Origin of the sequence: Salmonella sp. 32120201201600049SM (assembly GCF_017572835.1) — a bacterium.
Taxonomy (GTDB): domain Bacteria; phylum Pseudomonadota; class Gammaproteobacteria; order Enterobacterales; family Enterobacteriaceae; genus Salmonella; species Salmonella enterica.
Genome location: NZ_JAGESA010000001.1, coordinates 977,624 through 1,003,566 on the forward strand (window position 1 = coordinate 977,624; position 25,943 = coordinate 1,003,566).

A 25,943-nucleotide genomic window follows, 5' to 3' on the forward strand; every position below is an offset into this window, starting at 1 on the left:
TCGTCCTCAGGCCACGCCAGATAACCCGCACCGCGCCGCAATAAACAGCGCCAGCGCCAGGGTTGAAGCGACCCACATCAATCGAATCGTTCGGGAAATATCGTCCACGGAAATATCGCGCTGCGCGTCGCCTATCCAGGGCTTGTCCACACGCTCGCCAAAGTAGTTATTTGGGCCACCGAGCTGGATTCCTAAGGCGCCGGCCACACACGCTTCCGACCAGGCGCAATTTGGGCTACTGTGGTTATAACGGTCACGCCAGCCAATACGCAGCGCCCGCCAACCACTCAGGCGACACAGTCCTGCCGCAATGCCCAACAACAGCCAGCTCAGTCGGGCAGGAAGATAGTTCGCTACGTCGTCCATACGGGCGCTGACCATACCAATCGCCCAGTATTTTTCATGTTTGTAGCCCACCATTGAATCCAGGGTATTGACGGCTTTGTAGACCATCGCCAGCGGCGCGCCGCCGAGAAAGAGGAAAAAGAGCGGCGCGATAATGCCGTCAACGGTGTTTTCTGCAACCGTTTCCACCACGGCGCGATTGATCTGCGCTGGCTGAAGTTGCGACGTATCGCGCCCGACGATCCAGGAGAGTTTTATTCGGCTTTCCGCAAGGTCGTTCTTCCGTAACGGTCGTTCAACCTCCTGCGCGGCGTGGGCCAGAGAGCGTCCGGCCAGCGTGGTAAAGATCATCCAGACTTCGACGCTCCAGCCAAACCAGGGGTGAATCCGCTGCGCCAGCGCCAGTACGCCCCATGCCACGCCCCAGGTCGCCCCGACAACCACAACCCACATTACGCCGCCGCCAATCCGCAGCGCTTTATCGCCGGGACAATAGCGACGCACAATACGCTGCACAAACGTGATTAAACGACCTATCCAGCGTACCGGATGGGGCCAGTGTTGAGGGTCGCCGATGATAAAATCCAGCACCCAGGCGATACACCAGGCAAGAATCGTCATAATACGCGCCTCGCCGCCGCCAGCCAGTGCTGCAACATTTCCGGACGCTGGGCGAAATGGACGTGCAGATAGCTGGCAAACGTGTTGCCTGTCTGCCAGCCGCCAGTCCATTCCTGTAACACGCGGCCATCGCGAACCTTACGACAGGCCATAACGGCGGGTGTTTCGGGGATAAAATCTGAGTAGTGAAATTCATGGCCGCGCACTATCTCGCCAGGCGCCGCCAATAGCGTTGGCTGCATAGCCTGCGCCTCACAGTAGCCAAAGCGGGTAAGTCGCTTACCCATTTTGCTGTGACCGGGGATAATATTCGCCATCTGATGAATTTCCCCACCGCTATCCTCCAGAGTGCTCCCCAGATACATCAGACCGCCACACTCCGCGTAAATCGCCACGCCGCGCTGATGCGCCGCCCGCAAATGTTTTAACATCGCCGTATTTGCCGCCAGATCCGCGGCGTATAATTCAGGATATCCACCGCCCAGCCAGATCATCTGACAATCAGGCAATGCGCGGTCATGCAGTGGGCTAAAACGCACAATGTTAACGCCGGCACGCTCCAGCAAATCGATGTTATCGGGGTAATAAAAGTTAAAGGCCTCATCATCCGCCAGAGCAAGCGTCAGCCCTGCCCCCGCTGTGTTATCGGGGCGTTCAGGCCACATTCCCGCCGGAAGCGCTGATAACACGCTCAGCGAGAGTAGCGCATCCACATCCACTGTTTGTTCCAGCGTGGCGGCAAAATCATGCCATGATTGCTGATTGACGAGGGATTCTCTGGCGGTAATCAACCCCAGGTGGCGTTCAGGTAATGCGACGCCGTCGCAAGGAGGGACATACCCCAGTACCGGCAGTGAGCAATAATGTTCAATGGCATTTTTGAGGAGCTGATAGTGGGCGTCGCTAGTGACGCGATTCACAATCACGCCCGCGAGGTTGAGGGTCGGGTCGAAGTGCTGAAATCCCATAACGGTAGCCGCAAGCGACGTTGAAACAGCCTTGCCGTCCACCAGTAGGATGACCGGGCAACCAAGCTGTTTGGCCATCGCAGCTGTGCTGCAGTAATTGGGATCGACGCCATAGCCGTCATACAACCCCATGACCCCTTCAATGACAGCGATATCCGCCTGCCGCATTTGTTCGCAAAATAAGGCGTTGAGAACAGGAGGAGGAAGCATGAAACTGTCAAGATTACGGGACGCCACGCCACAGATAGCGGTATGCCAGCCGGTATCAAGGTAATCTGGCCCAACTTTAAACGGCTGTACGCGCAGCGCGCGTTTTTGCAGCAGCCTCAACAAACCAAGCGTCACCGTGGTTTTGCCGCAACCGCTTCCTGTGCCTGCAAGAATAAATGCGTGATGCCTTGCCGCCATTACCCTGATCCTGTTCAGGGTGGTAGGGGTATACAGGTACGCGCATGTTCAGTCTTTCGACTGTACGCGTCTTCGCAACCCACTTCCCACCGAAGTTGTTGGTTATCACCGACAGGCAGGTCTTCTGGCTTAGCGTCCTCCTCGCCCGTCCTTCCCAATCTTGCGATCAGTGGTCTTTACGGGGTCGTCAGCATCACAGCAGCGGGGGCTGCGGGGGATTTTCACCCCCTTCCCTACCACAAATGTGGCAAACCTGTTGGTTTACGTTATGGCTGTACGGCACACCCATAACGGCAATTAATAATGTGCTACGTTTTACATTTCTGTGAGCAATAGCCTGAGCGGTTGCTCATCTGACGTTAATCTACTCATCCTTATCGGTATATTGACGATAAAACGTATCGACAAAGCGTAATAAAACTTATCTTTCCTGACACTGTACTTCATCACAAAAATAAAAACTGGTGCAGTTTATGCCCTAAATTTTATTATTTTGTTGCGCTATGACAATTTATTGTTACACCAGATAAATTTTCTTTCTGAAATGATTAAGATACAAAAGACTATCAAAAATCGGCAATAGCAAAATATTGCTATTCATAACGATGGAGGATGAGAATTCTCATTTATCTGCTGGCGATAAGCCTGCGGCGTAACCTGATAGGTCTGGCGGAAGACTTTGCAAAAATAGCTGGTTTGCGAAAAGCCTAAATTACGCGCAATACTGGCAATACTCCAGTCACTATGGCAAAGCAATTCTCTGGCGCTAACCATTCTCTGGCGGTTTACCCACGCATTAAATCCGATTCCCTGATATTTCTTGAATAGCTTACTGAAGTAATAGGGGCTGAGATAGACATGTGAGGCGACATCCTCAAGACGAAGATCGTCGGACAAATGCGCATCAATATAGCGAAGCGCTTTTTTCATTTTACTGTCATGCGGAGTGGGACCACGAGTGGTTTTATTTGCCTCCGATTGCTGCGGATTGTCTTTGATAACCACGAAATTGAGCTGTTTTTTCAGGCAATTCTCAACAATCAGTTTAAGAAGATCGGCGGAAGCGATAACGCGTGAATAGTCCATCTCTGGCACATTCCGAAATTCATTCAAGAGCTCAGGGTCAGCCTGCCAGCGATCGTCAACATTAAGAATGTTTACCAGCTCCACGTCATTACTTAAACGAACCTGCCCGCATAAAACAAAGCCAACTAAATGCCCTGCGATTACCAGCGGAATAGAAAAATCCGTTAGACCGGCATGACAACGATAAATACAGGGTTGATCGGACTTCGATGCCTCCAGTCCCCCGCAGCGATCGCTCATACGACAACGTGTACTATGCTGGGGATGCTGCCGCATCAACTGACAAAACGGCGTGAAATTGAATAGCTCAGATATTTCATCACCATGAATATTGACAACCACAACCGCCAGACCGGTGGCTTGTGCAAAATCCTGTGCGATTTTATTAATGAGTTCTGAGTTCAGAGCGCTCGCAGAAATCATGATAAAACCCCTCAGTTAATTTATTGTTATAAACAAAACACATTATTTACATTCACTTTTTATTAGCATTATCCTGGCCCTGATAAAAAGTACAATGACAATATCAAAAGTCTCCCATTGCTGGGAGACGTTTTGATCAGTTCGTGAAAGCAGATCACGAAATTATCTCACCTGTTTTTACGATACATCATTGCTGTGAATCTGGTTCGCATTTTCTTACAGTTCACAGCGGTTACAAGGTAAATTCTTACCAATAAAATAGCGATATATGGCTGCTCCGGCACAGGCGCCGATAACAGGCGCGACAATCGGCACGATAAAATAAGGGATCTCTCGCCCACCGCTCATCGCCATGTTCCCCCACCCCGCTAACCATGTGAACAGTTTGGGACCGAAATCACGCGCCGGGTTCATTGCAAAACCGGTAAGGGGTCCAGTAGACGCGCCGATAACGGCAACCAATATCCCAATAAGCAAAGGCGCAAGCGGCCCTTTAGGAATGCCATTGCCATCATCCGTCAATGCCATGATCATGCCCATCAGAATCGACGTAATGACCACTTCCACCAACGCAGCCTGCCATACATTTAGCGCTGCGGCCGGATAGGTACTGAAAATGCTGGCTAATTGCAAACTTTCGACGCTACCGCGCACCATATGATGCGCAGTCTCAAATTCAGTAAAAAGGCTACTATAAAGCACATACGCCAGCAGAGCGCCGCCAAAAGCGCCGGCAAACTGGGCAATAATATAAGGCAATACTTTCTGTTTGGGGAAGCAGGCAAAGAGCCACAGCGCAATCGTCACCGCAGGGTTAAGATGTCCGCCGGAGATTCCGGCAGTAAGGTAAACGGCCAGTGAAATTCCAAGCCCCCAAATAATGCAAATCTCCCATAATCCGAGGCTGGCGCCTGCGACTTTGAGCGCGCTCAAACAACCGATACCAAAAAACAAAAAGAGTCCGGTGCCTAAAAATTCCGCACCACATTGCGCCTTTAGAGAATCATTCATGTGACACCTTCTGAGCAAAGTTCGTGTCCTGGCCAGCGCAAGTTTCGGCTGGCGGTAGAGTACAGCTAACCTCACTATAAAAAGTGCCGCCTGTAAATTGTTGGCAACCTGCGGGCCTGCCTTCCGGAAAAATCGTGTTGCGATAGCAAAATTTTGCTTTTCCGATATTTTTATCAGCCCATCACACGGGAAATTTGAGCTATAAAATACGCCTGTTGAAATAATAAAATATTGCACAAGCCAACTTATCAATTTCGAATAAACATCACATTTTGCGTCTTTCGCCATATCAAATAAAAATACTCTCGTCACTAACAAAAATGTAAAAATGAAATAATAAAAACAAAATAATCATATAGACAATAATAAATTAAATATTGATTATCAATGAGTTATAAAAATAAAAGGCAATTTAGTCATATTGCTTTCTCATTATTTTCTGATGCTCAACAGCAAGTCAGCCATTCTTTTTCCTCGCATCTTCTTATAGTCCCAACTATCGGAACACTCCATGCGAGGTCTTTATGCAACAAGAAGCACTAGGAATGGTAGAAACCAAAGGCTTAACCGCAGCCATAGAGGCCGCTGATGCAATGGTTAAGTCAGCCAATGTGATGTTAGTGGGCTATGAAAAGATTGGCTCCGGGCTGGTAACCGTCATCGTGCGCGGCGATGTTGGCGCGGTCAAAGCGGCCACCGATGCAGGTGCCGCAGCCGCACGCAACGTGGGTGAAGTGAAAGCCGTACACGTCATCCCACGCCCTCACACCGATGTAGAAAAAATCTTACCGAAGGGAATTAGCCAATGAGCAGCAATGAGCTGGTGGAACAGATCATGGCGCAGGTGATTGCCCGTGTGGCAACGCCGGAACAACAGGCCATCCCTGGTCAACCCCAACCTATACGAGAGACGGCTATGGCAGAAAAAAGCTGCAGTTTAACGGAATTTGTCGGGACCGCCATTGGCGATACCCTGGGCCTGGTTATCGCCAACGTCGATACCGCCCTGCTGGACGCGATGAAGCTTGAGAAGCGCTATCGTTCCATCGGTATTCTCGGCGCCCGCACCGGCGCAGGCCCGCACATTATGGCGGCGGACGAAGCGGTGAAAGCCACCAACACCGAAGTGGTCAGCATTGAGCTGCCGCGCGATACCAAAGGCGGCGCGGGCCACGGTTCGCTGATTATTTTAGGCGGTAACGATGTATCCGACGTCAAGCGCGGTATCGAAGTCGCGCTGAAAGAGCTGGACCGCACCTTCGGTGATGTTTACGGCAACGAAGCCGGACATATCGAGCTGCAGTACACCGCTCGCGCCAGCTATGCGCTGGAAAAAGCGTTCGGCGCGCCGATTGGCCGCGCCTGCGGCATTATCGTCGGCGCTCCGGCTTCCGTCGGCGTACTGATGGCCGATACCGCGCTGAAGTCAGCCAACGTTGAAGTCGTGGCGTACAGCTCTCCGGCGCACGGCACCAGCTTTAGTAACGAAGCTATTCTGGTGATTTCCGGCGACTCCGGCGCGGTCCGTCAGGCGGTGACCTCCGCCCGCGAAATCGGCAAAACCGTCCTTGCGACCCTCGGTTCTGAACCGAAAAACGATCGCCCGTCCTACATCTGATACCCACGAGGCTGATTCATGAGATCGAAAAGATTTGAAGCACTGGCGAAACGCCCTGTGAATCAGGACGGCTTTGTTAAGGAGTGGATCGAAGAAGGCTTTATCGCGATGGAAAGCCCGAACGACCCAAAACCGTCGATAAAAATCGTTAACGGCGCGGTAACCGAGCTGGACGGAAAACCGGTTAGCGAATTCGACCTGATCGACCACTTTATCGCCCGCTACGGCATCAACCTGAACCGCGCCGAAGAAGTGATGGCGATGGATTCGGTCAAGCTGGCTAACATGCTGTGCGATCCGAACGTCAAGCGCAGCGAAATCGTTCCGCTAACCACCGCGATGACCCCAGCGAAAATTGTCGAAGTGGTTTCGCATATGAACGTGGTTGAGATGATGATGGCGATGCAGAAAATGCGCGCCCGCCGTACTCCATCTCAACAGGCGCACGTCACCAACGTTAAAGACAACCCGGTGCAAATTGCCGCCGATGCCGCCGAAGGCGCATGGCGCGGGTTTGACGAACAAGAGACGACGGTTGCGGTAGCGCGCTATGCGCCGTTCAACGCCATCGCGCTGCTGGTTGGTTCTCAGGTAGGTCGTCCGGGGGTACTGACTCAATGCTCGCTGGAAGAAGCCACCGAGCTGAAGCTCGGCATGCTGGGCCACACCTGCTACGCCGAAACCATCTCCGTTTACGGCACCGAGCCGGTCTTCACCGACGGTGACGATACCCCATGGTCGAAGGGCTTCTTAGCCTCTTCCTACGCCTCTCGCGGCCTGAAAATGCGCTTCACCTCCGGCTCCGGCTCCGAAGTGCAGATGGGCTACGCCGAAGGCAAATCCATGCTGTATCTGGAAGCGCGCTGCATCTATATCACCAAAGCCGCGGGCGTTCAGGGGCTGCAAAACGGCTCCGTAAGCTGCATCGGCGTACCGTCTGCCGTGCCGTCAGGCATTCGTGCCGTGCTGGCGGAAAACCTGATCTGCTCTTCGCTGGATCTGGAATGCGCCTCCAGTAACGACCAGACCTTCACCCACTCCGATATGCGTCGTACCGCGCGCCTGCTGATGCAGTTCCTGCCGGGTACCGACTTTATCTCCTCTGGTTATTCCGCGGTGCCGAACTACGACAACATGTTCGCCGGTTCCAACGAAGATGCGGAAGACTTTGACGACTACAACGTTATCCAGCGCGACCTGAAAGTGGACGGCGGTCTGCGCCCGGTTCGCGAAGAGGACGTTATCGCCATCCGTAACAAAGCCGCCCGCGCGCTGCAGGCCGTGTTTGCCGGAATGGGACTGCCGCCGATTACCGATGAAGAAGTTGAAGCCGCGACCTATGCCCACGGTTCGAAAGATATGCCGGAGCGCAACATCGTCGAAGACATCAAGTTCGCCCAGGAAATCATCAATAAAAACCGCAACGGTCTGGAAGTTGTGAAAGCGCTGGCGCAGGGCGGGTTTACCGACGTGGCCCAGGACATGCTCAACATCCAGAAAGCCAAGCTAACCGGCGACTATTTGCACACCTCCGCCATTATCGTCGGCGACGGACAAGTGCTCTCTGCGGTTAATGACGTCAATGACTATGCCGGTCCGGCAACAGGTTATCGCCTGCAGGGAGAACGCTGGGAAGAGATTAAAAACATCCCTGGCGCTCTTGATCCCAACGAGATTGATTAAGGGGTGAGAAATGGAAATTAATGAAAAATTGCTGCGCCAGATAATTGAAGACGTGCTCCGCGATATGAAGGGCAGCGATAAACCCGTCTCGTTTAATGCGCCTGCGGCATCCACAGCGCCACAGACCGCTGTGCCTGCGGGCGACGGCTTTCTGACCGAAGTGGGCGAAGCGCGCCAGGGCACTCAGCAGGACGAAGTCATTATCGCCGTCGGCCCGGCATTTGGCCTGGCGCAAACCGTCAATATCGTCGGCTTACCGCATAAGAGCATTCTGCGCGAAGTCATTGCCGGTATTGAAGAAGAAGGCATCAAGGCGCGCGTGATTCGCTGCTTTAAATCTTCCGACGTGGCGTTCGTCGCCGTTGAAGGTAACCGCCTGAGCGGATCCGGCATCTCCATCGGCATCCAGTCGAAAGGTACTACGGTTATCCACCAGCAGGGGCTACCGCCGCTCTCCAACCTGGAGCTGTTCCCGCAGGCACCGCTGCTGACGCTGGAAACCTACCGTCAGATTGGTAAAAACGCCGCCCGCTATGCGAAACGAGAATCACCGCAGCCGGTCCCTACGCTCAATGACCAGATGGCACGCCCGAAGTACCAGGCAAAGTCGGCCATTTTGCACATTAAAGAGACCAAGTACGTCGTGACGGGCAAAAACCCGCAGGAACTGCGCGTGGCGCTTTGATAAAGGATAACTCCATGAATACCGACGCAATTGAATCGATGGTCCGGGACGTATTGAGCCGCATGAACAGCCTGCAGGGCGATGCGCCAGCAGCGGCTCCTGCGGCAGGCGGCACGTCCCGCAGCGCAAAGGTCAGCGACTACCCGCTGGCGAACAAACACCCGGAATGGGTGAAAACCGCCACCAATAAAACGCTGGACGACTTTACGCTGGAAAACGTGCTGAGCAATAAAGTCACCGCTCAGGATATGCGTATTACCCCGGAAACCCTGCGCTTACAGGCCTCTATCGCCAAAGATGCGGGTCGCGACCGGCTGGCGATGAACTTTGAACGCGCCGCCGAACTGACCGCGGTACCGGACGATCGCATTCTTGAAATCTACAACGCCCTTCGCCCCTATCGCTCGACGAAAGAAGAGCTGATGGCTATCGCCGACGATCTCGAAAACCGCTATCAGGCGAAGATCTGCGCAGCTTTCGTTCGCGAAGCGGCAACGCTGTATGTCGAGCGTAAAAAACTCAAAGGCGACGATTAGCTTTCTCTAAGTAATTCGAGATGCATTGAGGCGGCAAGTGAGTGACAAATTCGTCTGGAACGAATTTGAACAGCCATAGGCTGGCTTTAGTGAGGGACAGGGATGTCCCTCATAACCCCGATGAGCTTACTGTAGTAAGTGATTCGGGTGAAAGAACGCAGCCAACAAAAAGGCAGTTTGAAGTACGACGAGAAAAAGGATATACGATGCGATATATAGCTGGCATTGACATCGGCAACTCATCGACGGAAGTCGCCCTGGCGACTCTGAATGAGGCTGGTGCGCTGACAATCACCCACAGCGCGCTGGCGGAAACGACCGGGATCAAAGGCACGTTGCGTAACGTGTTCGGCATTCAGGAAGCGCTCGCCCTCGTCGCAAAGCGCGCGGGGATCAATGTCAGCGATATTTCGCTCATCCGCATTAACGAAGCCACGCCGGTGATTGGCGATGTGGCGATGGAAACCATTACCGAAACCATCATCACCGAATCGACAATGATCGGCCATAACCCAAAAACGCCGGGCGGAGCAGGCCTTGGTGTGGGTATCACGATTACGCCGGAGGAGCTGTTAACCCGCCCGGCGGACTCGTCCTATATTCTGGTGGTATCGTCAGCCTTTGATTTTGCTGATATCGCCAATGTTATCAACGCCTCAATGCGCGCCGGATACCAGATTACCGGCGTCATTTTGCAGCGCGACGATGGCGTACTGGTCAGCAACCGGCTGGAAAAATCGCTACCGATTGTCGATGAAGTTCTGTACATCGACCGCATTCCGCTGGGGATGCTGGCGGCGATTGAAGTCGCCGTGCCGGGAAAGGTTATCGAAACCCTCTCCAACCCTTACGGCATCGCCACCGTATTTAATCTCAACGCCGATGAGACGAAAAACATCGTCCCGATGGCGCGCGCGCTGATTGGCAACCGTTCCGCCGTGGTGGTTAAAACGCCATCCGGCGACGTCAAAGCGCGCGCAATACCCGCCGGTAACCTGGAGCTGCAGGCTCAGGGTCGTACCGTGCGCGTGGATGTTGCCGCCGGTGCCGAAGCTATCATGAAAGCGGTGGACGGCTGCGGCAAGCTCGACAACGTCACCGGCGAGGCCGGGACCAATATCGGCGGCATGCTGGAGCACGTACGCCAGACCATGGCCGAGCTAACCAATAAGCCCAGCAGCGAGATTTTCATTCAGGATCTTCTGGCCGTTGACACCTCGGTTCCGGTGAGCGTCACCGGCGGTCTGGCCGGGGAGTTCTCGCTGGAGCAGGCCGTCGGCATCGCTTCGATGGTGAAATCAGACCGTCTGCAGATGGCGATGATTGCCCGTGAAATTGAGCAGAAGCTTAATATCGACGTGCAGATCGGCGGCGCTGAGGCTGAAGCCGCCATTCTGGGCGCGCTGACCACGCCGGGTACCACCCGACCGCTGGCGATCCTCGACCTCGGCGCGGGCTCCACCGATGCCTCCATCATCAACCCTAAAGGCGAAATCATCGCCACCCATCTCGCCGGGGCAGGCGACATGGTCACGATGATTATTGCCCGCGAACTGGGGCTGGAAGACCGCTATCTGGCGGAAGAGATCAAAAAATACCCGCTGGCTAAGGTCGAAAGCCTGTTCCACTTACGCCACGAGGACGGCAGCGTCCAGTTCTTCCCGACGCCGCTGCCTCCCGCCGTGTTCGCCCGCGTCTGCGTGGTGAAACCGGACGAACTGGTGCCGCTTCCCGGCGACTTAGCGCTGGAAAAAGTGCGTGCTATTCGCCGCAGCGCTAAAGAACGTGTCTTTGTCACCAACGCCCTGCGCGCGCTGCGCCAGGTCAGTCCAACCGGCAACATTCGCGATATTCCGTTCGTGGTGCTGGTCGGCGGCTCGTCGCTGGATTTTGAAGTTCCGCAGCTGGTCACCGATGCGCTGGCGCACTACCGCCTGGTCGCCGGGCGAGGAAATATTCGCGGCAGCGAAGGCCCAAGAAACGCGGTGGCCACCGGCCTGATTCTCTCCTGGCACAAGGAATTTGCATATGGACAGTAATCACAGCGCCCCGGCCATCGTCATTACCGTTATCAACGACTGCGCCAGCCTCTGGCACGAAGTGCTGCTGGGTATCGAAGAGGAAGGCATCCCTTTCCTGCTTCAGCGTCACCCGGCTGGAGATGTCGTTGACAGCGCCTGGCAGGCGGCGCGCAGCTCGCCGCTGCTGGTTGGCATTGCCTGCGATCGACACTCGCTGGTCGTGCATTACAAGAATTTACCCGCATCGGCGCCGCTTTTTACGCTGATGCATCATCAGGACAGTCAGGCCCAACGCAACACCGGTAATAACGCGGCACGGCTGGTCAAAGGGATCCCTTTTCGGGATCTCCATGCTTAATCACAGGAGAACGGCAGTATGAATAACGCACTGGGACTGGTTGAAACAAAAGGGCTGGTCGGCGCCATTGAAGCCGCCGATGCAATGGTTAAATCCGCCAACGTACAGCTGGTGGGCTACGAAAAAATTGGTTCTGGCCTGGTTACCGTCATGGTTCGCGGCGACGTCGGCGCGGTTAAAGCAGCCGTAGATGCAGGCAGCGCGGCGGCAAGCGTCGTGGGTGAAGTGAAATCCTGCCACGTTATCCCGCGTCCGCACAGCGATGTTGAGGCCATTTTACCGAAATCAGCCTAATCGATGGCAAATAAGGAGCACCGCGTGAAGCAATCACTGGGATTACTTGAAGTTTGTGGTCTGGCACTGGCTATCAGCTGCGCCGATATCATGGCGAAATCCGCTTCTATCACGCTGCTCGCCCTCGAAAAGACCAATGGTTCAGGCTGGATGGTGATTAAAATTACCGGTGATGTGGCCTCCGTTCAGGCGGCTATCACCACCGGTGCGCATTTCGCCGAACAGCGGAATGGCCTGGTGGCCCACAAGGTTATCGCCAGGCCCGGAGAAGGGATCCTGCTCGCAGAGACACCCCCACCCTCCGTCATTGAACCTGAGCCTGAAGAGTCAGAGATAGCTGATGTCGTTTCTGAAGCGACAGCAGAAGAGGCCCCGCAGGAATCAGAACTGGTCAGTTGCAACCTGTGTCTGGATCCAAAATGTCCTCGCCAGAAGGGCGAACCTCGCACGCTTTGCATTCATCCCGGTAAGCGAGGTGAAGCGTAATGGATAAAGAGCTTCTGCAATCAACGGTCAGTAAAGTTCTTGATGAGATGCGCCAGCGGCCTATCCCGCTGGGCGTCTCAAACCGTCATATCCACCTGTCCGCACAGGATTATGAGCGGCTGTTTCCCGGCCATCCCATCAGCGAGAAAAAAGCGCTGCTGCAGCCGGGACAATACGCCGCGGAGCAAACCGTCACTCTGGTGGGACCGAAAGGGCAGCTCAAAAATGTGCGCCTGCTCGGCCCGCTGCGCTCGGTAAGCCAGGTGGAAATTTCGCGTACCGATGCGAGAACGCTGGGGATTGCCGCGCCGCTGAGAATGTCCGGCAACCTGAAGGGGACGCCGGGCATCCGCCTGGTCAGCCCCTTTGCCGAACTGGAGCTACCTTCCGGGGTTATCGTCGCGCAGCGGCATATCCATATGTCGCCGCTTGATGCGCTGATCCTGCGGGTTTCCCACGGCGATATGGTTTCAGTGGCGATTGAAGGCGACGATCGCGGGCTGATTTTCAACAACGTGGCGATTCGCGTTTCACCGGACATGCGCCTCGAAATGCACATTGATACCGATGAAGCCAACGCCGCTGGTGCCGATAACCCGCAGGCCTTTGCCCGGCTGGTAGGCCCGCGATGAACGGCGAAACCCTGCAGCGCATTGTCGAGGAGATTGTCTCCCGGCTGCAGCGCCGTGCCCAGAGCACGGCGACGCTGAGCGTTACGCAACTTCGCGATGCCGACTGTCCAGCACTGTTCTGTCAGCACGCGTCGCTGCGCATCCTGCTCGTCGACCTGCCGCTGCTGGGTCAGCTTGCGGATGCAGAAACCGGCGATGCCGCCGCCCGGAAAATTCACGACGCGCTGGCGTTTGGCATCCGCGTACAGCTCAGCCTGCACAGCCAGCTGCTGCCGGTTATCCCGGTAAAAAAACTGGCTCGTCTGCCGCTGGTATTCACCGATGAGCACGGACTGCCGCTGGTTCTGCATGCGGGTTCGGTGCTGAGCTATCGCGATGTCGCGCTGCTAAGCCGGGGGCGTGTGGTTGTCCACCGCAAATGCATCGTGACCGCCATGGCGCGTGACGCGGCCAATGCGCGGAATATTCAATTAATTAAGCAGGAGTAAATCATGCATCTGGCACGAGTCACGGGCGCGGTTGTCTCCACGCAAAAATCACCTTCTTTGATTGGGAAAAAGCTGCTGCTGGTGCGTCGGGTCAGCGCCGATGGCGAACTCCCCGCCTCGCCTACCTCCGGCGATGAAGTGGCCGTGGACTCCGTCGGCGCGGGCGTCGGCGAACTGGTTTTGCTCAGCGGCGGCTCCAGCGCCAGGCACGTTTTTTCCGGGCCAAATGAGGCCATCGACCTCGCCGTTGTCGGCATTGTAGATACGCTTTCGCGTTAAGGGGTGGTTATGGCGATTTATACCCGAACAGGTGACGCTGGCACCACATCACTGTTTACCGGCCAGCGGGTGAGCAAAACCCACCCGCGGGTTGAAGCCTACGGCACGCTGGATGAGCTGAACGCCGCGCTGAGCCTGTGCGCCTGCGCCGCTGCGGATGAAAATCACCGCACCTTACTCGAGGCCATCCAGCAGCAACTTTTTTGGTTTAGCGCAGAGCTGGCCAGCGACAGCGAGCAGCCGTCGCCCAAACAGCGCTACATCAGCAGCGAAGAGATTTCGGCTCTGGAAGCCGCTATCGATCGGGCAATGGCCCGCGTCGAACCGCTGCACAGCTTTATTTTACCCGGACGCTGCGAAGCCGCGAGCCGCTTACATTTTGCCCGCACGCTGGCGCGCCGCGCCGAACGCCGTCTGGTTGAACTGGCAACTGAAGTCAACGTACGCCAGGTGCTGATGCGCTACATCAACCGCTTATCGGACTGCCTGTACGCCCTGGCCCGCGCGGAAGATAGCGATGCGCACCAGGCCAACATCATCCGTGAAGTTAGCAAGCGCTATCTGGCTGCCAGCCAGCCGACCCGCAGCAAGGAGACAACGCCCGTGGCCCTCTCATTCCACGATCTGCACCAGCTCACCCGCGCCGCCGTTGAACGCGCGCAGCAACTGCAGGTTCCGGTAGTCGTCAGCATCGTTGACGCGCACGGCACGGAAACTGTGACCTGGCGGATGCCGGACGCCCTGCTGGTCAGCAGCGAACTGGCGCCGAAAAAGGCATGGACCGCAGTGGCAATGAAAACGGCGACCCATGAGCTGAGCGATGTTGTTCAGCCAGGCGCGGCGCTTTATGGCCTGGAAAGTCATTTACAGGGAAAAGTGGTCACCTTTGGCGGCGGTTACGCCCTGTGGCGCGACGGCATATTAATTGGGGGTCTTGGCATCAGCGGCGGCAGCGTTGAGCAGGACATGGACATAGCACAGACCGCCATCGCGGCTATTAACGTGGGAACTCATCAATGAATACTTCTGAACTCGAAACCCTGATTCGCACCATTCTTAGCGAGCAATTAACCACGCCGGCGCAAACGCCGGCCCAGCCTCAGGGCAAAGGGATTTTCCAGTCCGTGAGCGAGGCCATCGACGCCGCGCACCAGGCGTTCTTACGTTATCAGCAGTGCCCGCTAAAAACCCGCAGCGCCATTATCAGCGCGATGCGTCAGGAGCTGACGCCGCTACTGGCGACCCTGGCGGAAGAGAGCGCCAATGAAACGGGGATGGGCAACAAAGAAGATAAATTCCTCAAGAACAAGGCTGCGCTGGACAACACGCCGGGCGTAGAAGACCTCACCACCACCGCGCTGACCGGTGACGGCGGCATGGTGCTCTTTGAATACTCGCCGTTTGGCGTCATCGGTTCGGTCGCCCCAAGCACCAACCCGACGGAAACCATCATCAATAACAGCATCAGCATGTTGGCGGCGGGCAATAGTATCTACTTTAGCCCGCATCCGGGAGCGAAAAAGGTCTCTCTGAAACTGATTAGCCTGATTGAAGAGATTGCCTTCCGCTGCTGCGGCATCCGCAATCTGGTGGTGACCGTGGCTGAACCCACCTTCGAAGCGACCCAGCAGATGATGGCCCACCCGCGAATCGCAGTACTGGCCATTACCGGCGGCCCGGGCATTGTGGCAATGGGCATGAAGAGCGGTAAGAAGGTGATTGGCGCTGGCGCGGGTAACCCGCCCTGCATCGTCGATGAAACAGCGGACCTGGTGAAAGCGGCAGAAGATATCATCAACGGCGCGTCATTCGATTATAACCTGCCCTGCATTGCCGAGAAGAGCCTGATCGTAGTGGAGAGTGTCGCCGAACGTCTGGTGCAGCAAATGCAAACCTTCGGCGCGCTGCTGTTAAGCCCTGCCGATACCGACAAACTCCGCGCCGTCTGCCTGCCTGAAGGCCAGGCGAATAAAAAACTGGTCGGCAAGAGCCCATCGGCCATGCTGGAAGCCGCCGGGATCGCTGTCCCTGCAAAAGCGCCGCGTCTGCTGATTGCGCTGGTTAACGCTGACGATCCGTGGGTCACCAGCGAACAGTTGATGCCGATGCTGCCGGTGGTAAAAGTCAGCGATTTCGATAGCGCACTGGCGCTGGCCCTGAAGGTTGAAGAGGGGCTACATCATACCGCCATTATGCACTCGCAGAACGTGTCGCGCCTGAACCTCGCGGCCCGCACCCTGCAAACCTCGATATTCGTCAAAAATGGCCCCTCTTATGCCGGGATCGGCGTCGGCGGCGAAGGCTTTACCACCTTCACTATCGCCACGCCAACCGGTGAAGGGACCACGTCAGCGCGTACTTTTGCCCGTTCCCGGCGCTGCGTACTGACCAACGGCTTTTCTATTCGCTAACTGAGGTCGCGATGAATACCTTCTCACTACAAACGCGGTTGTACAGCGGTCAGGGCAGCCTGGCGGTGCTCAAGCGCTTTACCAATAAGCACATCTGGATAATCTGCGATGGCTTTCTGGCGCGCTCTCCGCTGCTGGATACCCTGCGTAACGCGCTGCCCGCAGATAACCGCATCAGCGTCTTTAGCGAGATAACGCCGGACCCCACCATCCACACAGTGGTTCAGGGCATTGCGCAAATGCAGGCTCTGCAACCGCAGGTGGTGATTGGTTTTGGCGGCGGCTCGGCAATGGACGCGGCGAAAGCGATTGTCTGGTTTAGCCAGCAGAGCGGGATCAACATCGAAACCTGCGTGGCGATCCCGACCACCAGCGGCACCGGCTCGGAAGTGACCAGCGCCTGCGTAATTAGCGACCCGGATAAAGGCATCAAGTATCCGCTGTTCAACAATGCGCTGTATCCGGATATGGCGATCCTCGACCCGGAGCTGGTGGTCAGCGTACCGCCGCAGATTACCGCCAACACCGGCATGGACGTGCTGACCCACGCCCTGGAGGCCTGGGTGTCACCGCGCGCCAGCGACTTTACCGACGCGCTGGCGGAAAAAGCCGCCAAACTGGTGTTCCAGTATCTGCCCACGGCGGTGGAAAAAGGCGACTGCGTGGCGACGCGCGGGAAAATGCACAATGCCTCAACGCTCGCCGGGATGGCCTTCAGCCAGGCGGGGCTGGGGCTTAACCACGCGATAGCCCACCAGCTTGGCGGGCAGTTTCATCTGCCGCATGGCCTGGCCAACGCCCTGCTGTTAACCACGGTTATCCGTTTTAACGCCGGCGTTCCGCGCGCCGCCAAACGCTACGCGCGGCTGGCCAAAGCCTGCGGTTTTTGCCCGGCAGAAGCCAATGATATCGCGGCGATCAATGCGCTGATTCAGCAAATCGAACTGCTTAAGCAACGCTGCGCCCTTCCCTCACTGGCCGTTGCGCTTAAAGAAGGAAGATCCAACTTTTCCGCACGCATTCCGGCGATGGTGCAGGCCGCGCTGGCGGACGTTACGCTGCGCACCAACCCGCGCCCGGCCAGCGCCGAAGAAATTCGTGAACTGCTGGAGGAACTGCTATGAGCACCGCCATCAACAGCGTTGAAATGTCCCTTAGCGCCGATGAAATTCGTGAGCACGTCCGCGCAGCGGGCGTTGTCGGTGCGGGCGGCGCAGGTTTTCCCGCTCACGTCAAACTACAGGCGCAGGTAGAGATTTTTCTGGTGAACGCCGCCGAGTGTGAACCGATGCTCAAGGTTGACCAGCAGCTAATGTGGCAGCAGGCCGCGCGTCTTGTCCGCGGCGTACAGTACGCCATGACGGCGACCGGCGCGCGCGAAGGGGTGATTGCCCTGAAAGAAAAATACCGCCGGGCCATCGACGCCCTTACCCCGCTACTGCCCGCCGGTATCCGCCTGCATATTCTGCCGGATGTTTATCCGGCGGGCGATGAGGTGCTGACTATCTGGATGGCAACCGGTCGTCGGGTCGCCCCTGCCGCGTTGCCTGCCAGCGTCGGCGTGGCCGTCAATAACGTGCAAACGGTGCTCAATATTGCCCGGGCGGTCGAGCAGCAGTTTCCGGTCACTCGTCGCACGTTGACCGTGAACGGCGCGGTCGCCAGACCGTTGACCGTTACTGTTCCCATCGGCATGTCGCTGCGGGAAGTACTGGCGCTGGCGGGCGGCGCAACGGTCGACGACCCTGGTTTTATTAACGGCGGCCCGATGATGGGTGGCCTGATTACCTCTCTTGATAATCCGGTGACGAAAACTACCGGCGGCCTGCTGGTGCTCCCCAAAAGCCATCCGCTTATCCAGCGGAGAATGCAGGACGAGCGCACGGTGCTTTCCGTCGCGCGCACCGTCTGCGAACAGTGCCGACTGTGTACCGATCTCTGTCCGCGACACCTGATCGGCCACGAACTCTCTCCGCACCTGCTGGTGCGGGCGGTGAACTTTCACCAGGCTGCCACGCCGCAGCTGCTGCTGAGCGCCCTTACCTGCTCGGAATGCAACGTTTGCGAAAGCGTGGCCTGTCCGGTGGGGATCTCGCCGATGCGCATCAACCGCATGTTAAAACGCGAGCTACGGGCGCAAAACCAGCGCTACGAAGGGCCGCTGAATCCGTCCGACGAAATGGCGAAATATCGCCTGGTGCCGGTGAAGCGGCTGATCGCCAAACTGGGACTAAGCCCCTGGTACCAGGAAGCGCCGCTGGTTGAAGAAGAGCCGTCAGTAGAAAAAGTCACTTTGCAGCTGCGCCAGCATATTGGTGCCAGCGCAGTACCGACTGTTGCCGTCGGCGAGCGCGTGACGCGCGGGCAATGCGTTACCGATGTCCCGCCTGGCGCGCTCGGCGCCCCCGTTCACGCCAGCATCGACGGCATTGTTTCGGCCATCAGCGAACAGGCCATCACGGTTGTAAGAGGTTAACCATGTCTCAGGCTATAGGAATTTTAGAACTCACCAGCATCGCCAAAGGGATGGAACTCGGCGATGCGATGCTGAAAAGCGCCAACGTCGATCTACTGGTCAGCAAGACCATCTGTCCGGGGAAGTTTTTACTGATGCTGGGCGGCGATATCGGCGCTATCCAGCAGGCCATTGAAACCGGTACGTCGCAGGCCGGCGAGATGCTCGTCGACAGCCTGGTGCTGGCGAATATTCATCCCAGCGTACTTCCGGCCATCAGCGGCCTGAACAGCGTCGATAAGCGCCAGGCGGTAGGTATCGTCGAAACCTGGAGCGTGGCGGCCTGCATTAGCGCCGCAGACCGGGCGGTGAAAGGCTCAAACGTCACCCTGGTGCGGGTGCATATGGCCTTCGGTATCGGCGGTAAATGCTACATGGTGGTGGCGGGCGACGTTTCTGACGTCAATAACGCCGTGACGGTTGCCAGCGAAAGCGCGGGCGAGAAAGGGTTGTTGGTTTACCGTTCGGTGATCCCACGCCCGCATGAAGCCATGTGGCGACAGATGGTGGAGGGATAATGGAAAGACAACCGACAACGGATCGCATGATTCAGGAATACGTGCCGGGGAAACAGGTCACTCTCGCGCACCTGATTGCCAATCCGGGGAAAGATTTATTTAAGAAGCTGGGCCTGCAGGATGCGGTGTCCGCCATTGGCATCCTTACCATCACGCCGAGCGAAGCATCTATTATTGCCTGCGATATTGCTACCAAATCCGGCGCGGTGGAGATTGGTTTTCTTGACCGCTTTACCGGCGCGGTGGTGCTGACCGGCGATGTTTCCGCCGTGGAATATGCCCTCAAGCAGGTGACGCGCACCCTGGGCGAGATGATGCAGTTCACCACCTGCTCGATCACCCGGACGTAATCCAATGAAGCGTCTGATGTTTATCGGCCCCAGCCAGTGCGGCAAAACCTCGCTGACCCAAAGCCTGCGTGGCGAAGCGCTCCATTATAAGAAAACCCAGGCCATTGAATGGTCGCCGATGGCTATCGATACGCCGGGCGAATATCTGGAGAACCGCTGCCTGTACAGCGCCCTGCTGACCAGCGCCTGCGAGGCCGACGTCATCGCCCTGGTGCTGAATGCCGACGCCCAGTGGTCGCCCTTTTCTCCGGGTTTTACCGCCCCGATGAACCGCCCGACGATTGGCCTGGTCACCAAGGCCGATCTCGCCGAGCCGCAGCGTATTTCGCTGGTTGCGGAGTGGCTTACGCAGGCTGGCGCACAGCAGATTTTTATTACCAGCGCGCTGAATAACTCGGGTCTCGACGCCGTGCTGGATTTTCTGAATTCGAAGGAACCTTTATGTCTTACAAAATAATGGCAATTAACGCCGGCAGCTCATCGTTAAAATTCCAGCTGCTGGAGATGCCGCAGGGCGACATGCTCTGTCAGGGGCTGATTGAGCGTATCGGTATGGCGGATGCGCAGGTGACAATTAAGACGCACAGCCAAAAATGGCAGGAAACCGTCCCCGTTGCCGATCATCGCGATGCGGTAACGCTGCTTCTGGAAAAGCTGCTGGGTTATCAAATCATTAATAGTCTGCGGGACATTGATGGGGTGGGCCATCGTGTGGCGCACGGCGGTGAGTTTTTTAAAGACTCGACGCTGGTCACGGATGAAACGTTAGCGCAAATCGAACGTCTTGCTGAACTGGCCCCGCTTCACAACCCGGTAAACGCGTTGGGTATTCACGTTTTTCGTCAACTGTTGCCTGATGCCCCTTCCGTAGCCGTGTTTGATACGGCATTTCACCAGACGCTGGATGAACCCGCCTATATTTACCCGCTTCCCTGGCATTATTATGCTGAACTGGGGATTCGCCGTTATGGCTTTCATGGCACCAGCCATAAGTATGTCAGCGGCGTTCTGGCGGAAAAGCTGGGCGTACCACTCAGCGCATTACGGGTGATTTGTTGTCATCTTGGAAACGGTAGCAGCATCTGCGCCATCAAGAACGGGCGTTCGGTCAATACGTCGATGGGCTTTACGCCGCAGTCAGGCGTGATGATGGGCACCCGTAGCGGAGATATTGATCCCTCTATTCTGCCGTGGATAGCCCAGCGCGAAAGCAAAACGCCGCAACAGTTGAATCAGTTATTAAATAATGAGTCAGGCTTGCTGGGCGTTTCTGGCGTGTCGTCTGATTACCGCGATGTCGAACAGGCAGCCAATACCGGTAACCGGCAGGCTAAACTCGCTCTCACTCTGTTTGCCGAACGCATTCGCGCCACCATTGGCAGCTATATTATGCAAATGGGAGGACTGGATGCGCTGGTATTCACTGGGGGAATTGGCGAGAACTCAGCGCGCGCCAGATCGGCGGTTTGCCATAATTTGCAATTTTTAGGCTTAGCCGTTGATGAAGAGAAAAATCAGCGTAATGCGACATTTATCCAGACGGAGAACGCCCTGGTGAAAGTCGCCGTCATCAACACCAACGAAGAGTTAATGATCGCACAAGACGTTATGCGCATTGCGCTACCGGCCACGGAAGGGCTTTGTGTACCAGCCTGAGAGGGTTATACGACGCATTGCGGCAAGTCATGGTAATAACGCTTTTACCATGACACTATGCGCGCACACTATTCGTACCTGAAAGGTGATAACGTGGCTGTTGCGCAATGCCCCGCCTCATGCGGAGAACTTATCCAGGGATGGATTCTGGGCAGTGAGAAACTGGTCTCCTGCCCCGTTGACTGGTACAGCACCGTAGCAGTCACGGCTGCGCCGCCGCTGGTAAACGAGCGTCCATTGTCGCGGGCGATGGTGGAGCGCGTTCTGGCGCACTGGCAGTATCCTGCGCACTGGAGTAACGAGATTCGCGTCGATGTGCGCTCGTCAATTCCCGTTGCCAAAGGCATGGCCAGCAGCACCGCAGATATTGCCGCTACGGCAGTGGCAACGGCGCATCATCTTGGCCATTCGCTGGATGAAACTACCCTTGCACAGCTTTGCGTCTCAATCGAACCCACTGATAGCACCGTTTTTCATCAGTTAACGCTGTTTGATCATAATAATGCGGCCACGCAAATCGCCTGCGAGCCACCGCCGCCAATCGATTTGCTGGTACTGGAAAGCCCGGTCACACTGCGCACGCAAGATTACCACCGCCTCCCTCGCCAGCAGAAATTAATAGCAAGTTCACCAACCTTGCAGCAGGCCTGGAATCTGGTGCAGGAAGCCTGTATAACGCAAAATCCGCTCCGACTGGGTGAGGCGGCTACGCTTAGCGCTATCGCCAGCCAGACGCTGTTACCTAAGCCGGGCTTTACCGCCCTGCTGTCGCTGGTCGAAGAGTGTGATTTATACGGATTGAACGTGGCGCATAGCGGTAGCGTGGTGGGTCTGATGCTGGACCGAAAACGTCATGATATTGCGCGTCTGAAGGGTAAGCTGGCAGAGAAAAAACTTACCCGACACTGGCCAAAACAACATTTACTCAAGATGGTCACAGGCGGGGTCAAACTGCAGTGAGAGCCTGATATACGCTCCCACTGCCGTAGCGCATTATTCGGCTTTTACATCGGCGTGTTTCATTTCGCCCATCGCTTTCAGCTTTTTGGAAATGTCGCGACGCTCTTTGGAGATTTCGGCATTTTTAATGATGTAGTCATCAACGCGATCTTCATAGTCGCTTTTCATGCTGGCGATGATACCCTGAATCGCCTCAACGCTCATACCTGGCTTGATGTAGTCGCTCAGGTTGTCCAGCAGCAGCACACGCTTCTGGTTGTCACGGATCTTCTTCTCAATGTCCTGAATTTCACGCTGCAGTTTATTTTTGCGACGGAACAGACGAACAAACTCCAGCACGTCCTGGAAAGAAGGCTTGGTTGTTTCCATTTTTACACCCCTGATAATGTGAGATTCGGATTCGTTAAGCAACTGCTAGTGGATAAACATTACGTTTATCCCCGTCATACTTCAAGCCGCCAGAGGAAACACCGTTACGTCGCCGCCTGTGGAAACCTGAAGGTTCGGGGATAAAATCGTTGCCAGTAGCACTCATTTTATCCTTATATTAGTATCATACTCTTAATCTTTGCTGAATCGAAGCAGCAACAAATTCATTCGCCCCATCTGCTTTTTATTTGCGCAAAGCCCGGCAGATCAAATGTGAAAGCAGTTCCAACTGTCGGGCCGTTTCCATACTTAGCCAAACATAGCCGTGGATGGGAGTTTCAGCCACCGCGTCGCCCTGCTGCTCGTTCATTAGCTGCCGCAACTCGGCAGCAATATCATTCAGTTTACCGGTGTTTGCCAGTACCGGCTGCGGGTTGCCTTCAAACAACGCGTGGGCGATCGTTAGCAAGGTTTGCTGCGTCATCTGCTGGGTTTCACGCAATGTGTGCGCGTTAAGCATCACAAAATGGCTGGCGCGCGTCGCCCAGTGGGCATTGATTTGTAATTCAAGCATACAAACCAGATTGCGGTTGATGGTCTGAATGGCCTCGAAAATAGATTTTTGTATCCGGGTTTCTTTACTGGCAGGCGTTATCAGTCCGCGCATTTTGACGACATCGTTCAGCAACCGTTGCAAATGTTTATCCAACCGGGGGCGCTCCAGCAAATTCGGCGACAGCGCTGCCTGATACACCCGATTATACGCCGTGACGCAATGCGCCAGTTGGATGCGCCAGTGCAAAAAGGCGCGCTGGGGCCAGATGCCGGTAAACAACATCGCCAGTAGCGACCCCAAAATCACATCCCCGCCACGCCATAATGCCGTATTCATATCACCAGCGGGAGCGCCGACAACAACGGCGAGCGTTATGCCTATCAGTAGCGCCTGATACGGTTTTTTCCCTAAGGCCAGCCAGCCGCACAAAAACATCGCTATCGCACACCACACCAGCATCAGCGGTAAGGAAAAGAGCTCCAGGCGTAGCGCCACCAGCCCTAACGCCGCGCCCAGAATCGTACCGCCTATGCGCTCAAAAGCACGAGGCACTACATTTCCCCAGAATGAGATGGGCCCCATAATCACCACTAACGTGATTAGCGGCCATGTGCCCTCGGGAATAGAAAACAGACGAACCAGCAGAAAGGTAAGAATGAACGCCAGGGCGATACGTATGCCATGCACGATGCGATAATGACGGTACAACCGTATTTCAAAAGGGCTTAATGACTTATCGGCACGCACGCTTGCGCTCCTTACGGGAATGGCAAAAAATGCATTGTACCTGCTTTATAGCAAAAATAGCGCACTGGCGGACGGAACACATTATCCGTCCGCTCTTTTCAGACAGGAAACCAGTCGATCACTTCCGCTGTACTGGAATATACATTTCAATATCCCAGTATCCATCTTCCATGCCGTTATTCAGATAGGTTTCAAAACAGGGCGCAGAGGCTATCTGATAAGCGCTATCCTGCTCCAGGACGTCAAAAAACCGTTCCCACGGCTTCGCAAAGTCACGGTCTTCCACACGCGCGACAGCAGTGGCATATTCGCCGCCTTCAATGGCGGTCACGATTACGCCTTCGCTATTGTCCGGCAGGATGAAATTCTCTGCCACGGACACCACGGTATCGCAGCGGAGTTTTTCCGCAGGTACGACATCTGGATTGTCGTAATAGACGGCAATCCATTCAACTGGCACGATCCGCTGTCGATCCACCCACGTCATCAGTTGTTCAAAACCCTGCTTCACGGTGTGTTCCCATGGACCGACCATGTGGAAGCCGGCTATCTTGCGTTTTTGTTCCTGCCTGATTTCGTAATCCATGCTGCCTCCGTTACTTTATCATGCTGTATGTATATACAGTATAATTGCGGCATTTTACGGTCACAAGGACAGAGTGATCATTTTGTGAGCAACCTCGCGCTCCCGCCCTTTTGACACTTCAGGTGACGGTGAACGGTATGTGACAACGGCTTACGCTTTATGCTGAAAATAGTCGCTCAGACGAGAGAACATACCGCCTTTACCCACCGATTCCAGAGTGACCAGCGGCCACTGAGCGATCAGTTTATCTCGATCGTAGAGCTCTATTTCACCTACCCGCTGATGAGCGGCGATTGGCGCCTCCAGATCTTTTCTATCCAGCACATATTTTGCTTTGATATGCGGAATTTCCGCTTTAGGCAGCGCCATCCAGAAGTCCTGTTCCGTACCCAGCGCAATCTTTTCTTTATCTCCATACCAGATTCGCTCGCTGCCCACTTTTTTACCGCTGTGCAAAATCTGCACCGTCGCAAAGTTTTGCTGGCCCCACTGCAACAGTTTTCGCGCCTGTTCCTCACGGCCTTTCGAACTTTTCGCCCCCATCACGACGGCGATAAGTCGACGCTGCCCGTCCACCGCCGATGCGATAAGATTAAACCCCGCCCCCGATGTGTGTCCGGTTTTAAGCCCATCAATATGCATGGTCTTATCCCACAACAAGCCGTTGCGGTTCTGCTGTGTGATGCCGTTCCAGGTCAGGCTCTTCTCGCTGTACATGTGATAAAATTCAGGTTCACCGTGAATAATCGCCCGGGAGAGTACGGCCAGGTCATACGCGGAGCTATGTTGTCCCGGCGCATCCAGACCGTGGACGGTTTCAAAATGGGTATCCCGTAAATTGAGTTTTTTCACATAGCTGTTCATCATCGCCACAAACTGCGGCTGCCCGCCCGCGATATAATCCGCCAGCGCCACACAGGCATCGTTACCGGAATCCACGATTAAGCCACGGCTTAAATCACGCACCGACACGCGATCTCCTTCTTTTAAAAACATCAACGAGGAGCCGACAAACACCGGATTATCCTTCGCCCAGGCGTCGCGCCCAACGGTGACGATATCGTCAGGGCTGATACGATGACTATCGATGGCGCGATCGACGACGTAGCCCGTCATTAGCTTGGTAAGGCTGGCGGGATTACGTTGCTGGTGTTCATTACCGGCGGTAAGAACCTGTCCCGTAGTGTAATCCATCAACACCCAGGCGCCTGCATCAATGGCTGGCGGTTGGGGAGCAAAACTTACGGCATCGGCCGCAAGCGCAGGAGAAAGGTGCATCGCGAATAAAGAAGCGGCAATAAACAAACGGCGTTTCAACAGCATGTCCTCAGGA

29 protein-coding genes and 1 riboswitch are annotated in these 25,943 nt (G+C 55.5%); of the genes, 21 read left to right on the forward strand and 8 right to left on the reverse strand.

The window, feature by feature from the left end; translation table 11 throughout:
* Positions 1–6: 6 nt before the first annotated feature.
* The 4 genes from cbiB to pduF all read right to left on the reverse strand — a co-directional run bounded on the left by cbiB (position 7) and on the right by pduF (position 4,862).
* The gene (gene cbiB, locus J4650_RS05000) at positions 7–966 is read right to left on the reverse strand and encodes an adenosylcobinamide-phosphate synthase CbiB (protein ID WP_023993361.1); all 960 of its coding nucleotides are present in this window, start codon (positions 964–966) and stop codon (positions 7–9) included.
* Entirely contained in the window at positions 963–2,342 is a 1,380-nt protein-coding gene (locus J4650_RS05005) for a cobyrinate a,c-diamide synthase (RefSeq protein WP_023243839.1), read from the reverse strand. Before J4650_RS05005 ends, cbiB begins: the two co-directional genes overlap by 4 nt.
* Before the next feature lie 96 nt (positions 2,343–2,438).
* A riboswitch (cobalamin riboswitch) is annotated at positions 2,439–2,614 on the reverse strand.
* A gap of 325 nt (positions 2,615–2,939) precedes the next feature.
* A complete protein-coding gene (pocR, locus tag J4650_RS05010; protein ID WP_000622326.1) occupies positions 2,940–3,851 on the reverse strand; it encodes a regulatory protein PocR in 912 nt (303 codons plus the stop codon).
* A 216-nt stretch (positions 3,852–4,067) separates the two neighbouring features.
* Complete coding sequence (gene pduF / locus J4650_RS05015; RefSeq protein ID WP_001000023.1) at positions 4,068–4,862, reverse strand: propanediol diffusion facilitator PduF; 795 nt, start codon at positions 4,860–4,862, stop codon at positions 4,068–4,070.
* A gap of 524 nt (positions 4,863–5,386) precedes the next feature.
* Between pduF and pduA the strand changes: the two genes are divergently transcribed.
* The 21 genes from pduA to pduX all read left to right on the forward strand — a co-directional run bounded on the left by pduA (position 5,387) and on the right by pduX (position 22,352).
* The gene (gene pduA, locus J4650_RS05020; protein ID WP_001183618.1) at positions 5,387–5,671 is read left to right on the forward strand and encodes a propanediol utilization microcompartment protein PduA; all 285 of its coding nucleotides are present in this window, start codon (positions 5,387–5,389) and stop codon (positions 5,669–5,671) included.
* The gene (gene pduB / locus J4650_RS05025) at positions 5,668–6,480 is read left to right on the forward strand and encodes a propanediol utilization microcompartment protein PduB (RefSeq protein ID WP_000097497.1); all 813 of its coding nucleotides are present in this window, start codon (positions 5,668–5,670) and stop codon (positions 6,478–6,480) included. The genes pduA and pduB overlap by 4 nt, the downstream gene beginning before the upstream one ends.
* A gap of 18 nt (positions 6,481–6,498) precedes the next feature.
* Entirely contained in the window at positions 6,499–8,163 is a 1,665-nt protein-coding gene (pduC, locus tag J4650_RS05030; RefSeq protein WP_001256896.1) for a propanediol dehydratase large subunit PduC, read from the forward strand.
* A 10-nt stretch (positions 8,164–8,173) separates the two neighbouring features.
* A complete protein-coding gene (pduD, locus tag J4650_RS05035; protein WP_000405050.1) occupies positions 8,174–8,848 on the forward strand; it encodes a propanediol dehydratase medium subunit PduD in 675 nt (224 codons plus the stop codon).
* A 14-nt stretch (positions 8,849–8,862) separates the two neighbouring features.
* A complete protein-coding gene (gene pduE / locus J4650_RS05040; RefSeq protein WP_001090600.1) occupies positions 8,863–9,384 on the forward strand; it encodes a propanediol dehydratase small subunit PduE in 522 nt (173 codons plus the stop codon).
* 206 nt (positions 9,385–9,590) lie between these two features.
* Positions 9,591–11,423 (forward strand): propanediol dehydratase reactivase alpha subunit PduG, encoded by a 1,833-nt coding sequence (pduG, locus tag J4650_RS05045; protein ID WP_017441814.1) that lies wholly within the window; start codon positions 9,591–9,593, stop codon positions 11,421–11,423.
* Positions 11,413–11,763 (forward strand): propanediol dehydratase reactivase beta subunit PduH, encoded by a 351-nt coding sequence (gene pduH / locus J4650_RS05050; RefSeq protein WP_023202809.1) that lies wholly within the window; start codon positions 11,413–11,415, stop codon positions 11,761–11,763. Before pduG ends, pduH begins: the two co-directional genes overlap by 11 nt.
* A gap of 18 nt (positions 11,764–11,781) precedes the next feature.
* Positions 11,782–12,057, forward strand: a complete 276-nt coding sequence (gene pduJ / locus J4650_RS05055) for a propanediol utilization microcompartment protein PduJ (RefSeq protein WP_001057755.1) — start codon at positions 11,782–11,784, stop codon at positions 12,055–12,057.
* A gap of 3 nt (positions 12,058–12,060) precedes the next feature.
* Entirely contained in the window at positions 12,061–12,543 is a 483-nt protein-coding gene (pduK, locus tag J4650_RS05060) for a propanediol utilization microcompartment protein PduK (protein WP_023994313.1), read from the forward strand.
* Entirely contained in the window at positions 12,543–13,175 is a 633-nt protein-coding gene (locus tag J4650_RS05065) for a phosphate propanoyltransferase (protein ID WP_000356733.1), read from the forward strand. Before pduK ends, J4650_RS05065 begins: the two co-directional genes overlap by 1 nt.
* The gene (pduM, locus tag J4650_RS05070; RefSeq protein ID WP_001012968.1) at positions 13,172–13,663 is read left to right on the forward strand and encodes a propanediol utilization microcompartment protein PduM; all 492 of its coding nucleotides are present in this window, start codon (positions 13,172–13,174) and stop codon (positions 13,661–13,663) included. The genes J4650_RS05065 and pduM overlap by 4 nt, the downstream gene beginning before the upstream one ends.
* Positions 13,664–13,666: 3 nt before the next feature.
* Positions 13,667–13,942, forward strand: a complete 276-nt coding sequence (gene pduN / locus J4650_RS05075) for a propanediol utilization microcompartment protein PduN (protein ID WP_000549825.1) — start codon at positions 13,667–13,669, stop codon at positions 13,940–13,942.
* Positions 13,943–13,951: 9 nt separating this feature from the next.
* Positions 13,952–14,962 (forward strand): two-domain cob(I)yrinic acid a,c-diamide adenosyltransferase PduO, encoded by a 1,011-nt coding sequence (pduO, locus tag J4650_RS05080; RefSeq protein ID WP_001029486.1) that lies wholly within the window; start codon positions 13,952–13,954, stop codon positions 14,960–14,962.
* Complete coding sequence (pduP, locus tag J4650_RS05085; protein WP_001097672.1) at positions 14,959–16,353, forward strand: CoA-acylating propionaldehyde dehydrogenase PduP; 1,395 nt, start codon at positions 14,959–14,961, stop codon at positions 16,351–16,353. Before pduO ends, pduP begins: the two co-directional genes overlap by 4 nt.
* A gap of 11 nt (positions 16,354–16,364) precedes the next feature.
* Entirely contained in the window at positions 16,365–17,477 is a 1,113-nt protein-coding gene (gene pduQ / locus J4650_RS05090) for a 1-propanol dehydrogenase PduQ (RefSeq protein WP_001091466.1), read from the forward strand.
* Positions 17,474–18,829: a cobalamin reductase PduS gene (pduS, locus tag J4650_RS05095; protein WP_023994314.1), complete on the forward strand. Its 1,356-nt coding sequence runs from the start codon at positions 17,474–17,476 to the stop codon at positions 18,827–18,829. The genes pduQ and pduS overlap by 4 nt, the downstream gene beginning before the upstream one ends.
* 2 nt (positions 18,830–18,831) lie before the next feature.
* On the forward strand, positions 18,832–19,386 hold the full coding sequence (gene pduT / locus J4650_RS05100; protein ID WP_000075772.1) for a propanediol utilization microcompartment protein PduT: 555 nt from the start codon (positions 18,832–18,834) through the stop codon (positions 19,384–19,386).
* A complete protein-coding gene (pduU, locus tag J4650_RS05105) occupies positions 19,386–19,736 on the forward strand; it encodes a propanediol utilization microcompartment protein PduU (protein WP_000441103.1) in 351 nt (116 codons plus the stop codon). Before pduT ends, pduU begins: the two co-directional genes overlap by 1 nt.
* Before the next feature lie 4 nt (positions 19,737–19,740).
* Positions 19,741–20,193, forward strand: coding sequence for a propanediol utilization protein PduV (pduV, locus tag J4650_RS05110; RefSeq protein WP_000826277.1), 453 nt, complete (start codon positions 19,741–19,743; stop codon positions 20,191–20,193).
* The gene (gene pduW, locus J4650_RS05115) at positions 20,178–21,392 is read left to right on the forward strand and encodes a propanediol utilization propionate kinase PduW (RefSeq protein ID WP_000120647.1); all 1,215 of its coding nucleotides are present in this window, start codon (positions 20,178–20,180) and stop codon (positions 21,390–21,392) included. Before pduV ends, pduW begins: the two co-directional genes overlap by 16 nt.
* Before the next feature lie 93 nt (positions 21,393–21,485).
* On the forward strand, positions 21,486–22,352 hold the full coding sequence (pduX, locus tag J4650_RS05120) for an L-threonine kinase PduX (RefSeq protein ID WP_001808089.1): 867 nt from the start codon (positions 21,486–21,488) through the stop codon (positions 22,350–22,352).
* 33 nt (positions 22,353–22,385) lie between these two features.
* Here pduX and J4650_RS05125 read toward each other — a convergent pair whose 3' ends face one another.
* The 4 genes from J4650_RS05125 to dacD all read right to left on the reverse strand — a co-directional run bounded on the left by J4650_RS05125 (position 22,386) and on the right by dacD (position 25,933).
* Entirely contained in the window at positions 22,386–22,721 is a 336-nt protein-coding gene (locus J4650_RS05125; protein ID WP_000450405.1) for a DUF496 family protein, read from the reverse strand.
* A gap of 244 nt (positions 22,722–22,965) precedes the next feature.
* Positions 22,966–24,024: an FUSC family protein gene (locus J4650_RS05130; protein WP_001200858.1), complete on the reverse strand. Its 1,059-nt coding sequence runs from the start codon at positions 24,022–24,024 to the stop codon at positions 22,966–22,968.
* Between the two features lie 118 nt (positions 24,025–24,142).
* A complete protein-coding gene (gene sbmC / locus J4650_RS05135; RefSeq protein WP_000384326.1) occupies positions 24,143–24,610 on the reverse strand; it encodes a DNA gyrase inhibitor SbmC in 468 nt (155 codons plus the stop codon).
* Positions 24,611–24,760: 150 nt separating this feature from the next.
* Positions 24,761–25,933, reverse strand: coding sequence for a serine-type D-Ala-D-Ala carboxypeptidase DacD (dacD, locus tag J4650_RS05140; RefSeq protein WP_023994315.1), 1,173 nt, complete (start codon positions 25,931–25,933; stop codon positions 24,761–24,763).
* Positions 25,934–25,943 lie beyond the last annotated feature (10 nt).